This window comes from Nocardia sp. NPDC060249 (assembly GCF_042728755.1).
Lineage (GTDB): Bacteria > Actinomycetota > Actinomycetes > Mycobacteriales > Mycobacteriaceae > Nocardia.
The window spans coordinates 1,511,731-1,525,750 of sequence record NZ_JBHXAQ010000001.1 but is presented as its reverse complement, the minus strand read 5'-3'; the positions used below and the strand labels follow the sequence as shown (position 1 = coordinate 1,525,750).

Here is a 14,020-nt window from a genome sequence, read left to right as displayed (position 1 = left end):
CTCGTGTCGGGTAACTGCCCTGCCCCAACGATCCAGTCGCGCCTCGCATTCCGGCGCTGTGCACGGCATATGCGCCGAAGTAGTGACTTACTCTAACGTTGCGGGGTGCTAGGACATTCTCATGCGACGAGTGGGGCGCTGGCCTGGGCCGGTACGGCCGCCGCGCTACCCCTCACAGTCGCCGCTTTTCCCCTGTTCGACAGTGACACAACGCGTTTCGGCATCGCCGAACTCATCATGGGCACGCTGCTCACCGCGGGCGCGGCACTGCTGCCGGACGCCGATCATCCGAGCGGCACCATCTCCCACGTGCTCGGGCCGGTGTCACATCACCTGTGCCGGTTGATCTCCTGGGCGTCGGGCGGACATCGTCACGGCACGCATTCACTGCTGTTCGTCGTCGTCGCGGTCGCGGCCACCTGGGCCGGGGAGCACTACCTCGGCCGGCCGTTCACCCTCGGTCTCGTGTTCTTCCTGCTCGCCCTCGCGGTGCGATCGCTGCACCTGTGCCCGCCGGGAAAGAGTGTCCGGACCTACGGAACGGTGATCGTGCTGGCGACGGCGGGGACATTCGCGGTCGACCATTGGATCGTCGACCGCCCGGTGTGGCTGCCGATCTGCGTGGGCCTCGGGTGCCTGGCCCATCTGCTCGGCGACTGTCTCACCGATCGGGGCTGCCGGTTGCTGTGGCCGTTTCCGTTGCGCACCCGGGTGCCGCTGATCGAGCGGACCGGGAATCGGGTCGAGACCTGGGTCCTGTCTCCCCTGTTCGTGCTCGGCACGATGGGCGCGCTCTGGTACGCGATCATGCACCGGCCGTGATCGCTGGGACGGCGGGGCTCCCGCCGTCCCGAGCCGACCGGCGTAGCCGGTTCTTCCCCGATCCCCTGTTCGACTTACATGTTTTAATGCGCATATCGCAGTATCAGAATGTTGTTTGTGAGCGCTCCCAACCCCGGCGCCCCGGGCATCGTCGCAGGTCTCGAAGCCGCCCCAACCCCAGCAGCTTTCAGTGCACAGTTGTACTCTCAACTCTGTGACGGAGCAGCTCCCCCAATCCCAGGCCGAAGTACAGGCGCTCACACGGCTCGCCGGTGACGAGTTCGCCGGGGCGGTCGACGGCATCGCGGCCATCCACCGAGCCATCTCCGACCGGGTGTTCGCGGCGGTACGGCTGGGCGTCGGCCCCGCCGCGGCGCCGGTGAAGGTCGTGCACGACGCCATCACCGACGGTGTGTACGCCGCCGTCAGCGGCACCGGCTTCGTCGTCGGCGAGGTCGCGAGCGCGGTCCAGCTCCCCGGGGTCACCGCACCCTCGCGCACCGTGTGGGGTGCGGGCATACTCGCCGCGATCCAGGGGCTGATCGGCGACACGCTCGAGGACCAGACCCCGATCCTGTCCTCCCCCATGACCTTTCGCGTCGACGGCGTTCCCGTCCCGCCCGAAGAGTTCGCCGCCCACGTCCCGGTGCCGACGACCCGGCTGGTCGTGCTCCTGCACGGACTCGTGGAGACCGAACACTCCTGGCGGCTCGGCAACCGCCCCACCTACGGCGAGCGCCTCGAAGACGATCTCGGCTACACCCCGATCTTCGTCCGCTGCAACACCGGACTGCACATCTCCGAGAACGCCGCCCAGCTCAGCGCCCTGCTGACCCGTCTGGTCGACAGCTGGCCGATGCCGGTCCACGAGATCTGCCTGATCGGGCACTCGATGGGCGGACTGATCATGCGCAGCGCCTGCCATCAGGCCGAGGAGTCGGGCCAGGAGTGGGTGCGGTCGGTGCGACAGGTGGTATGCCTGGGCTCACCACACCTCGGCGCGCCGCTCGAACAGTTCGTGCACTACGCGTCGGCCGCGCTCGATCTGCTGCCCGAAACACGGCCGCTGAGCACACTGCTACGCAGGCGCAGCGCGGGCATCCGCGATCTGCGGCAGGGCTCGCTGGTCGACGAGGACTGGCGCGACCTCGACGTGGACACCCTGCGCGCGCGGGCGGTGCGGGAAGTGCCGCTGTTGCCCGGCGTCGATCACTACTTCGTCACCACCACCATCACCCACAGCCCGAAGCACCCCCTCGGCGTGATCATCGGCGACGGCATGGTGCTCACCGGCAGCGGGTCGGGGCGTGGGCGGACCCGGCGCCTCGATTTCGACGCGGTCAACGGCCTGCACATCCCCGGGGCGAACCATTTCAGCCTGCTCAATCACGACGCTGTCTACGCTGCGCTGCGCAGTTGGTTGACGAGCGCACCCCGCCGCGCCCGTCAGGTGGATACGCTGTGGCCATGACTCTCGACCACGGCGACCCGGGCGACGCACCTGCCATTCCGCTGCCCACCGCTCCCCTGGCCAACGAGGCCCGCCCCTCGCCGGCCGAAGAAGCCAGAACGATTGCGGCGGGCACCAATACCGGCACCTTGGCCAGCCTCACCGCCGACGGCGCGCCGTGGGCGTCGTTCATCACCTACGGATTGCTCGACGGCGCGCCGGTGCTGTGTGTGTCGCGCCTGGCCGAACACGGCCGCAACCTGGCCGCCGACCCGCGCGCCAGCGTCGCGATCGTCACCCCCGATATCCCGGCCGACCCGCTGGCGGGCACCCGGATCACCCTCGCGGGCTTCGTGGAACGCCCGACCGGCGCCGAGGCGGAAGCGGCTCGCGCGGCTCACCTGGCGGCGATCCCGGCCGCCAAGTACTACATCGACTACAGCGACTTCACGCTGTGGGTGCTGCGTATCGAGCGGGTGCGCTGGGTCGGCGGCTACGGCCGGATGGATTCGGCCTCGGCCGCGGAATACCTTGCCGCACAGCCGGACCCGATCGTCGCGCATGCCGCGCCCGGTGTCGCGCACCTCAACGCCGACCACGCCGAAGCACTGCTGGCGATGGCCCAGCAGCTGGGTGGCTTCCCCGATGCCATCGCCGCCACCTGCGAGAAGGCCGACCGCTACGGCCTCGACCTGCGGGTGGAATCACCACGCGGCGTGGCGCTCACCCGAGTCGGCTACGCCAGCCCCCTGTCCGACATCAGCGAACTGCGCGCGGCGACAGTCGAACTCGCGCGCCGGGCCCGCGCGACGCACTGATCACGCCTCGTACAGCTCGAGCGGCAGGTCGTCCGGATCGAAGAAGAAGGCCATCTGCTTACCGGTGTGCTCATCGGTGCGCAGTTCCTCGGTCCGGACGCCACGTGCCCGCAGCTCATCGAGGGCAGCGGGCACGCTCGCGACCGCCAGAGCCAGGTGCCGCAACCCCGCCGCTTCCGGCCTGCTCGGACGTGCGGGCGGGTCGGGAAACGAGAACAGTTCGATGCGGACCCCGCCGGGCAACTCGAGGTCGAGCTTCCACGAATCGCGATCGGCCCGGTAGTTCTCGTCGAGCACGGTCCCGCCGAGTGTCTCGGTATAGAAACTTCTGGAGCGGGCGTAGTCCGTCGCGATGATCGCGATGTGATGGATGCCGAGAAATCGCACGCCGCCACGCTAGCGGATTCCCGCTGGCGGATCCCGTACGGACGCGCTAGGTTCGGTCTCATAATGAGACCACAGGGTGGGCGTGACCGGCGGGAGGCACGATGACGGATCTCTGGGACCAGTGGCGATCGGGCGGCGAGCTGATCGATGTCACCGTGCGCGGTGTGACACGGCGGATATTCGTGCGCACCACCGGGTCGGGACCGGTTGTCGTTCTCCTGCACGGCTTTCCGAGCTCCTCGCTCGAATGGTCCGCGATCGAACCGGTTCTGGCCGCCGAACGCACAGTGCTCAGTGTCGACTTCCTCGGCTACGGCGCCAGCGAGAAGCCACCCGGGCACCGCTACAGCGTCTTCGAACAGGCCGATCTCGTCGCCGCGGTCCTCGCCGCGCGTGGCGTCACCCGGGCGCACGTCGCCGCCTACGACTACGGCGGGATCGTGCTGAGCGAACTCCTCGCCCGCGGCGCCGACGCGGGGTTCGGGCCGACCGGGGCGACCTTCCTCAACGGCGGGCTGATCGCCGAGCACTACCGGCCGCGGCTCGTGCAGCGCGCCGCGCTCGTCCCCGGCCTCGGGCGCCTGCTGGCTCGGGCGTACACCGAGTCGGTGTTCCGTCGCAGCTGGGCCGAGGTCTTCTCCGCCGAGCATCCACTCGATCACGATCTCGCCGCCACGCACTATCGGGCACTGCGGGCGGGTGACCCGGACGGTGACGTCCATCGCAGGCTGCTCGCCTACATTCCCGAACGCGCCGCCCACCGGGAACGCTGGGAGCAGGCGATCTTCGGCGCCGATGTGCCGGTGTCATTCCTGTGGGGCATGCGTGATCCGGTGGCGGGCGCGCACATGGCGCAGGCGATCACAGAACGCTCTCCCGGCGCCGACCTCGTCGAATACCCGGACGCGGGGCACTGCCCGCACCTCGAGATCCCGCACCGCGTCGCGGCCGATCTCCTCGCACGCACCTCGTGATTCCCGCCGGCGACTCAGGTCCAGAGCACCGCGACCAGCACGTTCACGATCGCGAGACCACCGGCGGCGTCGGTCATCCAGTCGATCTGCTTGCCCCGCTTCGCGTCACCGCGGCCCATTTCGGCGAACGCGGCCACCGCGACCGAGATGACCAGCTTCACAGCCAGTTTCGTCGTATCCGGATCCTTGTCGAGCGAGTCGATCCCCGACGCCAGCCCCGCCAGGATCACTCCGGTGATCAGCTGGGCACGCGCGCCCCACACCATCAGCTCGGACACCACCGGACGCGAGGCGACGTACCCGCCGACCACCGCGGCCATGCCGAGCAGATGGGTGACAACCACCAGGTTGTAAACGAATTCCATGGGTGCGAAGCGTAGTTCAGACGAAAACGGCCGGCGCCCGAAGGCGCCGACCGGTTCAGACGAACTTTTCCGTGGGGAGGGTCAGCCCAGCTGCTCGTCCAGCAGATGCGCGTCCTTGCGGATACCGAAGGCCGTGATGATCTCCATGACGCCGATGACGATCAGGAAGATGCCGACGACCCAGACCAGCGTGGCGATGGAGCTGATCGGCCACACGATCAGGACGACACCGGCCAGCGCGCTGATGATGCCGTAGAAGATCTGCCAGCCCCGGCCGGGCACGCCCGACTCCGAGAGAGCGGCGAACAGGACGGCCACGCCGCGAAACAGCCAGCTGATGCCGATGAACAAGCCGAGCAACACAATCGAGGTGAGGTCGTCGCGGAAGCAGAACACACCGATGATCAGCGACAGCACACCACTGATGAACGACAGCACGCGGAAGCTGGTGCTCGGCAGGTGGGTGAAGGCGGCGATCAGCTGGAAGATGCCGCTGACAACCATGTAGACACCGAACAGAATGCCCGCCACGAGCAGCGACGGACCGGGCCACACCAGCACGATGATGCCGAGGACCACCGCGAGGAGGCCGGTGACCAGAACTGTTTGCCAGGTTTTCTTGGCAAGAGCCGTGAACGGGCTCCCAATCACGGTATTTGTCGTCATGACGAGATGTTATGCCCGCCTGCTCTGGTTTTCCGGAAATTAGCTGGAGCTGCAACCGTGTCGCGATCGCACGCGGCGCCGTGAGCGGGCGCGTACGCGAGCCGTCACATCGTTGCCCTCGCGAAAGTTTGGTCGGGGACCGTCTCGGGTAGATGAAGAATGTGTCGGTTGTACTCGTGCTGCAAGCTCGGGGCCTCGGTGAGCTTCTCTCCGCGGTCCCGGCTCTGCGTGCCCTGCGCCGGGCCGAACCACAGAGCCGGATCGTCCTGGCGGCGCCGCATCGATTGGAGCAGATCGTCGACCTGATCTCCTCGGTCGACGAACTCGTCGCCACCGCCGACCCGGCCGCCTTGATCTGGGATGGTCCCGCGCCCGAATTGGCGGTGAACCTGCACGGCCCCGACGGCGCCAGCGCACGAGCACTGGCCGATACCGGGGCCGCGCGGATCATCGGTCATCGCACGCCCGCCCTGCCCAAGCTCGCCGGTCCGCGCTGGGATCCCGATGCGCATGTCGTCGACCGGTGGTGCCGCCTGCTCGAGGGCGAGGGCATCGACGCGGATCGCCGCAATCTCGGATTGGTGCCGCCGGTGGCCTCGATCAGCCGTCGCGATTGCATCGTCGTGCACATCGGCGCGGGTGCGCCCGCGCGCCGCTGGCCGCCGGAGCGGTTCGCCGCGGTGGTGCGTCACCTGCTGGTACTCGGCCGCGACGTGGTGCTCACCGGCGACCCGTTCGAGCATGAGATCGCTCGGCAGGTGGCCGCTCAGGCAGGCCTGCCCGACGACCGGGTGCTGGCCGGTCGGCAGAACCTCACCGACCTCGCGGCGACGGTGGCCGAGGCCGCCCTCGTGATCAGTGGCGATACCGGTGTCGCCCACCTGGCGACGGCGTTCGGCACCCGCACTGTGCTGCTGTTCGGCCCCACACCGCCGCGCCGCGGCGGTCCGCCCGCTCATCTGCTCGGCAGGCACGCGGTGCTCTGGGCCGGACAGGTCGGCGATCCCGACGGCCTGAGCACCGACCCCGGCCTGTTGCGGATCGGCGTGCCCGAGGTGATCGCGGCGGTCGATATGCAGCTGGACAAGCAGGCATGGGCCGAATCCGGCAGATCGCGTTACCGCCGGGTGGGCTGAGCCGGGTCGGCGTCGGCGGCCTCCCGCAGGGCGGCGGCATGGGCGGCCAGGGCACTGGGCCAGTACTTGTCGAGGTAGTCACGGGCGTCGTTGAGGCCACGGGGGTCGAGGGAGTAGAGGTGCCTGTTCCCGTCGCGGCGCATGCGGACCAGATGGGCCTCCCGCAGGACGCGCAGGTGTTGCGACACGGCCGAGCTGGTGATTCCGGTGGCGGCGGCGAGGTCGGACACCGAGCGGGGACCCTGCGGCAGCAATTCGAAGATCGCGCGCCGGGTGGGGTCGGATAACGCCGTGATGGCACGGACTCCGTTAGCGTCCACTGAATCAGTGTCCCTGGGACGCGAGATTTCGGCAATGATCTTGACCAGGGCAATTTCACCCGGTGAGTACCAGATGACGGACTTTCGTTAGAGTATCGTTATAGATCAACTGGGGTTATAGCGCTTCGTGATCGCAGCCACAGGATTCGCCGCGAAGGTTACGGTTTAGCTACGTTCATAACCATGTTCGTGACCAACCCGTTATCTGCTCGAGTCTCCGACGCCTTCGCAGGTCGTTGGGGAGGCGTGGTCGCGGGTGCGGTGGCTTTGTCCGCACTCGTGGGTACCTCCGTCGCCACTTTCAGTGCGCCCGAGAGCCCTGTCCCCACTACCACGATCGCCGCGGACGCCACCGAGGCCATCAACGCCGGTGAGTCCCCGTACCGCTTCACCGCGTACACCCCCGCCGAGGCACAGGGCCCGCAGGGCCAGATTCCCGCTTCCGCGCCGATCCCGTGGGAGGAGCACCGCGAAGCCGTCGGCCTGGAACTGCCGCAGCTGCCGATCATCGCTCCCCCGCCGCCGCCGCGCCCGCAGACCGTTCGCCCGGTCACCGGCAGGCTGACCTCCTACTACGGCGCCCGCTGGGGCACCGCGCACAACGGCATCGACTTCGGTGACCCGATCGGCGCACCGATCTTCGCCGTCACCGACGGTACCGTGATCGAGGCCGGTCCGGCTTCGGGCTTCGGCCTGTGGGTCCGCGTCCAGCAGGATGACGGCACCATCGGTGTGTTCGGCCACGTGAACGACATCCTGGTTCAGGTCGGTCAGCACGTCAACGCCGGTGACACCATCGCCACCGTCGGTAACCGTGGTAACTCCACCGGCCCCCACCTGCACTACGAGGTGCACGTGCCGGACGGCTCGCTCTACGGCGCCCCGATCGACCCGCACCCGTGGCTCGCCGCGCGTGGCGTCGATGCCGGCGTCGCCCAGGACTGATCCCGCTCACCCACTGATCGCCGCCCGGCGCGCGATCAGAAATTCCCGAAGCCGCGCGACCGCGAGCGTCGAGTCATGGTCTCCCGAGACCAGGCCGACCTCGCGGTCGCGTTCGCCATCGATGGGTACCACCGCCAGGTCGGGGTTCACGACCTCGGCGGCGGGCAGTAGCGCGACGCCCTGCCCGAGTGCGACCAGGGCGCGCAGGGTTTCGAACTCGGTGATCTCGAATACCACTCTCGGCATGAAACCCGCTGCGGCACACCAGTTGTCGAGCAGGGTGCGCAACTGATAGCTGGGCGGGTTCGCGATGAATGCCTCGTCGGCCAGCTCGGCGAGGTCGACGCGGGCGCGCCGGGCCAGTGGATGCGTGCGCGAAACGTGCAGGTCGATGCGCTGGCGTCCGAGATCGACGGTCGGCAGGTCGGACGGGGGCGGGATCATCACCGCGAGGTCGAGCCTGCCGTCGCGCACCTGCTCGGCCAGCGCCTCGCCGTGCGCCTGCACCAAGTGCAGCCGGATCCGTGGCGCGCGGGTGTGGAACTGCGCGAGCAGCGACGGAATGCTGACCGGGCCGAGCGTGAGCGGGAACCCGAACCGCACCAGCCCACTGTCGGGGTCGGCGTCGGCACGCACCTGCCGCACCGCGTCGTCGAGGGCGCGGACCAGTCCCCTGGTGTGCGCGTAGAGGTCACGCCCCTGCGGGGTGAGGGCGACCCCGCGCCCGACCGGCTGGAACAGGGCCACGCCGAGGAGCTGCTCCATCGTTTTGACGCGGCGGCTGAGCGAGGACTGCGGCACGCCGAGCCGCTGCGCCGCCCGCGTGAAATGCCCTTCTTCGGCCGCCGCGTCGAAAGCGGCCAGCAGCGGAGCCAGCGCCTGCGCTCCCGTTTCCGCTGAATCATCCATATCCGGATCATATAGTCGGCGATTCCGTGTTGGACGGATCGCTGCTCCCGGCGCGACGATGGCGGTACACAGCTCACGGGAGGTTCGACCATGAACGACACCACACCCACCCGGCCCCGCTCCGGCAGCGGCGACGACATACTCGACGCGGTACTCATCGGCGGCGGCATCATGTCGGCCACGCTCGGCGCACTGCTGAGCACCCTCGCGCCCGACTGGTCGATCGCGCTGTTCGAGCGGCTCGGCGAACCGGCGGGCGAGAGCAGTCATCCGTGGAACAACGCGGGTACCGGCCACTCCGGGTTGTGCGAGCTCAACTACATGCCCGACGCGACCGACGGCACCAAGGCGGCGGGGATCGCCGATCAGTTCGCGCTCTCGCGCCGGTTCTGGTCGGCGCTGGCCCACCGTGGCGAACTCGAGCCCGCCACCTTCCTCACCCCGGCACCGCACATCACGGCCGTCTTCGGCGAGCGCGACGTCGCCTACCTGCGCCGGCGGTACGCGACGCTGCGCACGCTGCCCGCGTTCGCGGAGATCGAGTACACCGAGGACCGTGCGGTGATCGCCGGCTGGGCGCCGCTGCTCGTGCGCGGCCGGGCCGACGACGAAGCGATGGCGGCCACCCGGCACACCGCGGGCACCGATGTCGATTTCGGGGCGCTGACCAGGTCGTTGTTGTCGACGATGAGCGCGGCGGGCAACGCGGTCCGGATGCATCGCGAGATCACCGGGCTCACGCGCGGCAAGGACGGTGTGTGGACCGTGCGCGGGCGCGATCTCGACCGCGGGCGCCAGTTCCGGGTCCGGGCGCGGTTCGTGTTCGTCGGCGCCGGCGGATACGCGCTGCGGCTGTTGCAGCGGGCCGGTCTCCCCGAGGTGCGTGGATACGGGGTGTTCCCGCTGGGCGCGCAGCTCCTGCGCACCGACAACCCCGACGTCGTCGCCGAGCATCACGCCAAGGTCTACAGCCAGGCCGCGCTGGGCGCGCCGCCGATGTCGGTACCCCATCTGGATCGTCGCGAGGTCGACGGAGCGGGCGCACTGCTGTTCGGCCCCTACGCCACCTTCAGCACCCGACTGCTGCGCCACGGCAAACTCACCGATCTGTTCACCACCCTGCGCCCGCACAATATCGTCCCGCTGGTCGCGGTCGGTCTGCGGAACGTCGATCTGGTCCGCTACCTCGTCACCGAACTCGGGGCCTCACGCCGGAGCAAGTTCGCCCAGCTGCAACGGTTCTACCCCACCGCCGATGCCGCCGACTGGACTTTGGTCCAGGCCGGGCAACGCGCCCAGCTGGTCAAACCCGATCGCGAGCACGGCGGCGTCCTCGAATTCGGCACCGAACTGGTCACCGGGGCGGACGGCACCATCGCCGGTCTGCTCGGCGCCTCCCCCGGCGCCTCCATCGCGCCGTCGATCATGGGCGATCTGCTCGAGCGCTGCTTCCCGGAACGCCGATACGAATGGGCCCCACTGCTCGCCGAATTGCTGCCGCCTGCCCGATCGACCGCCACAGTCACCTCGTAAACACCTGCCGGACAAGCAGATCCGCACCCCAGCCGGGGTGCGGATCGCGTTTCAGCGCGGGGCGGACAGGAGTGCGCCGATCAGGCGATGACTGCGGGCCGACATCTGAGCGGCGGTCTCGTCGGGGTGGCGCAACCACCACAGGACCAACGAGGTCACCGCGCCCATCCAGACATCGGTCAGCGCCGACAGGTCGGTGGGGTCGGTGAGCTCGACAGCGCCGATGGCGTCGGCGACACCGCGCGCGGCTTGGGCGGCGATCCGGCGGCGAGCGGCGCGGACGGCGTCGGCGGCGGGGCCGTCGTCGGGGTGGGAGCGGTCGAACAGCACGGTCCAGTCGTGCGGACGCGGTTCCAGCGCGACGAAGATCGCGTCGAGGGTGCGCTCTGCCTTGCTGAGACCACCCGCACCGGCGATGGCGGTTTCGATCGCGTCGAACAGGACGGTCGCCGCCCGGTCCACGCAGGTGATGTAGAGCCCGTCCTTGGACTGGAAGTAGGTGTAGACCAGCGGCTTGGACACGCCCGCGCGCTGAGCGACGTCGGCGAGGGACAGCCCCGCGTACCCCACGCGGCCGATCTCGGCGACGGCGGCGTCGAGGATCTGCTGTTCGCGCTCGGGACGCGGGACACCTTTGGTACCGGCTGTACTCACTGTTCCATCCAACCATCGAGCCCCGTGCCGGTTGACACCCAATTGGTCCCCTTTGTAATTTACTATTCAGTAAATTGCCAGTTCGTCCCGCCCGTACGGCTCGACAGGAGTCCCCGTGTTCGCCGAAGTCGCACAATCGGTACTGCTCAACCCACCCACACTCCCCCGCATGCTCGCGCGGCTGGTCCGCGGCGAGCAGCACGAGATCGCGGGCAAGACCGTCGTGCTGACGGGCGCCTCGTCGGGCGTCGGCAAAGCCGCGGCACAGGCGCTCGGGCGGGAAGGGGCGCGGGTGGTGCTCGTCGCCAGGAATGCCGAGCCGCTGGCCGAGGTGCGCGACGCGGTCCGCGCCGAGGGCGGGGAGGCCGAGATGATCACCTGCGACCTCGCCGACGCCGAGCAGACCGACGCGCTGGCGAAGACCCTGCTCGAGCAGTTCGGCACCGTCGACGTGCTGGTGAACAACGCGGGCCGTTCGATCCGCCGCGGCGCCGCCGACACCACCGACCGGTTCCACGACTACGAACGCACCATGGCGCTGAACTACTTCGGGGCGACCCGGCTCACCATGGGGCTGCTGCCGTCGATGCTCGACGCGGGCACCGGGCACGTCATCAATGTGGCCACCTGGGGTGTGGCCGCCGGGTCGATGCCGCTGTTCACCGCCTACCACGCGTCGAAGGCCGCCCTCGGCGCGTTCGGGCGCAGTCTCGGCGCGGAGACCCGGCGCCGTGGCGTGCACGTCACCACGATCGGCTATCCGCTGGTGCGCACCGAGATGATCGCGCCCACCGGCAAGTACGCCGACGCGGCGGCACTGTCGGCCGAGGACGCCGCCGACTGGATCACCACCGCGATCCGGACCCGTCCGGTCGAGCTGTACCCGACCTACACCCGCGTCCTGCAGGCACTCGCGCTCGTCTCACCCCGCGCGGTCGACGCCGCGATCTGGCGGATGGGAATCTGAGACAACCCCTAGAACCCGAGTAGGCCGACCCGTACCCCGGTATCGGAGCCGAACCGTTCCGCAGCGGGACGTGGTGTGGCGCACCGGATTTCTACCGTCGGTCCATGGCGACGATCGACCTCACCCACACGCTGTCCCGGATCACGTCCCCCACCGCCCGCGATGGCACCGACCGCGCTCCCTGGCACGGCCCGCTGCTGGTGAATTCCGCCCTCATGGCCGCACTGGTTGTGGTGTCGATGGCCGGGATGGTGGTCGACGACCGGCTACTACTCGGCGAGTCGGTGTGGCTCAAGCCGGCCAAGTTCGGCCTCGCCTTCGCCCTCTACGGCGTGACCCTGGCCTGGATCCTGCGGCTGCCGCATCGCGGACGGCGTGCCACCTGGTGGCTGGGCACCATCTTCGCGGTCACCGGGGTCGCCGATGTGGGATTCATCGCGGTCCAGGCGGCCCGCGGGACATTCAGCCACTTCAACGACGCCACCGACCCGGTCAACGAGATCGGGCAGCAGGTGTTCGCTTCCGGCGTGCCCGGGCTATTCCTCGCGAATCTGGTCCTGGCGGTGATCATCTCCTGGCAGAAACTGGCCGACCGGCCGACCAGGATCGCGTTGAAGGCCGGGCTGTGGTTGGCGGTGACCGGCATGGCACTCGGGTACCTGATGGGCTTCACCGGGCCGCAGCTCGTCCGCACGGCCGACGGCACCGTGGTGGGACTGATGGCCGGGCACACGGTGCGGCCCGGCGATACAGCACGTGACGCTGCCGCGGGCATGCCGATCACCCACTGGAGCACCATCGGCGGCGACCTGCGCATCCCGCACTTCGTCGGACTACACGGCATTCAGGCGCTCTTGCTGCTGGCCGTCGCCCTGGTGGCACTCGCGCCGCGTTACCGCTGGTTGCGCACTGAAACGACCCGTGCGGCTCTGCTCGTGGTCGCGGTTCTCGGCTACTTCGGACTGCTCACGCTGGTGACCTGGCAGGCGCTGCGCGGACAGTCGCTCACCAGTCCCGATCTCGCGACCGCCGGTGCCGCCGCGGCCCTCGCGCTGTTCGTCGCGGGCGGCGTCACGGCTGTGTACCTGCGCGCTCGGGAGTCACTGTCGAGTTAGCGTGGTCGTCGCCCACCGGTGCCGCTCCGTGTACCTCATCGACTTCCGATGGGGTACACGGGGTTTCGCGCATTCAGCGGAGTCGTTCGGCTTCCCGAGCCAGTTGCAGCAACGTCGCGCTCAGCTCCGCCAACTCCGCCGGGGACGCTCCCTCTCCCACCGCCGTCGCCACGTCCTCGGCCGCACATCGCGCCGCGAACCAGCGATCGGCGAGATCGGCGGCCTCCTGCGCGGTCAGCACGACCGCGTCCTCGGGAATACCGGTCCCCTTGAGACTGCTGCGGTGCTCATAGGCACGTTGGCGACACGACTGGCGGCAATAGCGGCGACGCCGACCCGACTCCGAATCCACGATCTCCCGCCCGCACCACAGGCAGGACAGCAGGCGACTGCGCGACATGATCGGAAACCCTATCGGCCCGGGAAACAATTCGCCGGTTCAGGTCTCGCTGAGCGGGCACCCTCCCGGTACCGACCCACCGTCGGCGCCGATTCGGGGGTCGCTCGGCGGAGGTAGCCGGGCGACTACAATGGAACAGTTCATACTTCCCGTGCGTTGAGGTAGTACGAGTTGCGGCACCAGCCGCCGAAATTACAGGAGCACACATGGCAGATCGCGTACTCCGGGGCAGTCGGCTCGGAGCGGTGAGTTACGAGACCGATCGCGACCACGACCTGGCCCCGCGCCGGATCGCCCGCTACCGCACCGACAACGGTGAGGAATTCGACGTCCCGTTCGCCGACGACGCGGAGATCCCGCCCACCTGGCTGTGCCGTAACGGCCAGGAGGGTCAGCTCATGGAGGGCACCTCCGTGGAGACCAAGAAGGTCAAGCCGCCGCGCACCCACTGGGACATGCTGCTGGAACGTCGCAGCAAGGAGGAGCTCGAGGAGCTGCTCAAGGAGCGCCTCGACCTCCTGAAGACCCGTCGCCGCGGATAGCACAGTGGCAACGCCGA

17 protein-coding genes are annotated in these 14,020 nt (G+C 69.0%); 10 read left to right on the top strand and 7 right to left on the bottom strand.

All coding sequences use genetic code 11. From position 1 onward, the window contains the following. Positions 1 to 105 precede the first annotated feature (105 nt). The 3 genes from ACFWFP_RS06870 (at position 106) to ACFWFP_RS06860 (ending at position 3,090) form a co-directional block, all read left to right on the top strand. Positions 106 to 822 (top strand): metal-dependent hydrolase, encoded by a 717-nt coding sequence (locus tag ACFWFP_RS06870; RefSeq protein WP_379293566.1) that lies wholly within the window; start codon positions 106 to 108, stop codon positions 820 to 822. Positions 823 to 1,036: 214 nt separating this feature from the next. After that, the gene (locus ACFWFP_RS06865) at positions 1,037 to 2,293 is read left to right on the top strand and encodes a lipase family alpha/beta hydrolase (protein ID WP_379293565.1); all 1,257 of its coding nucleotides are present in this window, start codon (positions 1,037 to 1,039) and stop codon (positions 2,291 to 2,293) included. Beyond that, positions 2,290 to 3,090, top strand: a complete 801-nt coding sequence (locus ACFWFP_RS06860) for a HugZ family protein (protein WP_379293563.1) — start codon at positions 2,290 to 2,292, stop codon at positions 3,088 to 3,090. The genes ACFWFP_RS06865 and ACFWFP_RS06860 overlap by 4 nt, the downstream gene beginning before the upstream one ends. On the opposite strand, the gene ACFWFP_RS06855 is transcribed toward ACFWFP_RS06860, so the two are convergent. Beyond that, the gene (locus ACFWFP_RS06855) at positions 3,091 to 3,477 is read right to left on the bottom strand and encodes a VOC family protein (RefSeq protein WP_379293562.1); all 387 of its coding nucleotides are present in this window, start codon (positions 3,475 to 3,477) and stop codon (positions 3,091 to 3,093) included. Positions 3,478 to 3,578: 101 nt separating this feature from the next. On the opposite strand from ACFWFP_RS06855, the gene ACFWFP_RS06850 reads away from it, so the two are divergent. Next, on the top strand, positions 3,579 to 4,451 hold the full coding sequence (locus ACFWFP_RS06850) for an alpha/beta fold hydrolase (RefSeq protein WP_379293561.1): 873 nt from the start codon (positions 3,579 to 3,581) through the stop codon (positions 4,449 to 4,451). A gap of 14 nt (positions 4,452 to 4,465) precedes the next feature. On the opposite strand, the gene ACFWFP_RS06845 is transcribed toward ACFWFP_RS06850, so the two are convergent. Both ACFWFP_RS06845 and ACFWFP_RS06840 read right to left on the bottom strand, forming a co-directional pair. Further along, positions 4,466 to 4,816, bottom strand: a complete 351-nt coding sequence (locus tag ACFWFP_RS06845; protein ID WP_379293560.1) for a hypothetical protein — start codon at positions 4,814 to 4,816, stop codon at positions 4,466 to 4,468. Between the two features lie 81 nt (positions 4,817 to 4,897). Continuing rightward, positions 4,898 to 5,482 (bottom strand): HdeD family acid-resistance protein, encoded by a 585-nt coding sequence (locus tag ACFWFP_RS06840; RefSeq protein WP_379293559.1) that lies wholly within the window; start codon positions 5,480 to 5,482, stop codon positions 4,898 to 4,900. A 161-nt stretch (positions 5,483 to 5,643) separates the two neighbouring features. Between ACFWFP_RS06840 and ACFWFP_RS06835 the strand changes: the two genes are divergently transcribed. Then, the gene (locus tag ACFWFP_RS06835; protein WP_379293558.1) at positions 5,644 to 6,618 is read left to right on the top strand and encodes a glycosyltransferase family 9 protein; all 975 of its coding nucleotides are present in this window, start codon (positions 5,644 to 5,646) and stop codon (positions 6,616 to 6,618) included. Here ACFWFP_RS06835 and ACFWFP_RS06830 read toward each other — a convergent pair. Further along, positions 6,600 to 6,938 carry an ArsR/SmtB family transcription factor gene (locus tag ACFWFP_RS06830; protein ID WP_379293557.1) on the bottom strand — a complete coding sequence of 113 codons (339 nt, stop codon included), beginning with the start codon at positions 6,936 to 6,938 and terminating at the stop codon, positions 6,600 to 6,602. The two genes, ACFWFP_RS06835 and ACFWFP_RS06830, sit on opposite strands and share 19 nt — an antisense overlap. Positions 6,939 to 7,205: 267 nt before the next feature. Between ACFWFP_RS06830 and ACFWFP_RS06825 the strand changes: the two genes are divergently transcribed. Continuing rightward, positions 7,206 to 7,883, top strand: coding sequence for a M23 family metallopeptidase (locus ACFWFP_RS06825; protein WP_379293556.1), 678 nt, complete (start codon positions 7,206 to 7,208; stop codon positions 7,881 to 7,883). 6 nt (positions 7,884 to 7,889) lie between these two features. Here ACFWFP_RS06825 and ACFWFP_RS06820 read toward each other — a convergent pair whose 3' ends face one another. Then, positions 7,890 to 8,792: a LysR family transcriptional regulator gene (locus ACFWFP_RS06820; protein ID WP_379293555.1), complete on the bottom strand. Its 903-nt coding sequence runs from the start codon at positions 8,790 to 8,792 to the stop codon at positions 7,890 to 7,892. Positions 8,793 to 8,882: 90 nt separating this feature from the next. On the opposite strand from ACFWFP_RS06820, the gene mqo reads away from it, so the two are divergent. Continuing rightward, entirely contained in the window at positions 8,883 to 10,325 is a 1,443-nt protein-coding gene (gene mqo, locus ACFWFP_RS06815; protein ID WP_379293554.1) for a malate dehydrogenase (quinone), read from the top strand. A gap of 51 nt (positions 10,326 to 10,376) precedes the next feature. Here mqo and ACFWFP_RS06810 read toward each other — a convergent pair whose 3' ends face one another. Continuing rightward, entirely contained in the window at positions 10,377 to 10,979 is a 603-nt protein-coding gene (locus ACFWFP_RS06810; protein ID WP_379293553.1) for a TetR/AcrR family transcriptional regulator, read from the bottom strand. A gap of 115 nt (positions 10,980 to 11,094) precedes the next feature. On the opposite strand from ACFWFP_RS06810, the gene ACFWFP_RS06805 reads away from it, so the two are divergent. Further along, the gene (locus ACFWFP_RS06805; protein ID WP_379293552.1) at positions 11,095 to 11,946 is read left to right on the top strand and encodes an SDR family oxidoreductase; all 852 of its coding nucleotides are present in this window, start codon (positions 11,095 to 11,097) and stop codon (positions 11,944 to 11,946) included. Between the two features lie 104 nt (positions 11,947 to 12,050). After that, positions 12,051 to 13,061: a hypothetical protein gene (locus tag ACFWFP_RS06800; RefSeq protein ID WP_379293551.1), complete on the top strand. Its 1,011-nt coding sequence runs from the start codon at positions 12,051 to 12,053 to the stop codon at positions 13,059 to 13,061. A gap of 73 nt (positions 13,062 to 13,134) precedes the next feature. On the opposite strand, the gene ACFWFP_RS06795 is transcribed toward ACFWFP_RS06800, so the two are convergent. Then, positions 13,135 to 13,461: a hypothetical protein gene (locus tag ACFWFP_RS06795; protein ID WP_378627566.1), complete on the bottom strand. Its 327-nt coding sequence runs from the start codon at positions 13,459 to 13,461 to the stop codon at positions 13,135 to 13,137. Between the two features lie 206 nt (positions 13,462 to 13,667). Between ACFWFP_RS06795 and ACFWFP_RS06790 the strand changes: the two genes are divergently transcribed. Further along, positions 13,668 to 14,003: an RNA polymerase-binding protein RbpA gene (locus tag ACFWFP_RS06790; RefSeq protein ID WP_067453486.1), complete on the top strand. Its 336-nt coding sequence runs from the start codon at positions 13,668 to 13,670 to the stop codon at positions 14,001 to 14,003. The last annotated feature ends 17 nt before the right edge of the window (positions 14,004 to 14,020 follow it).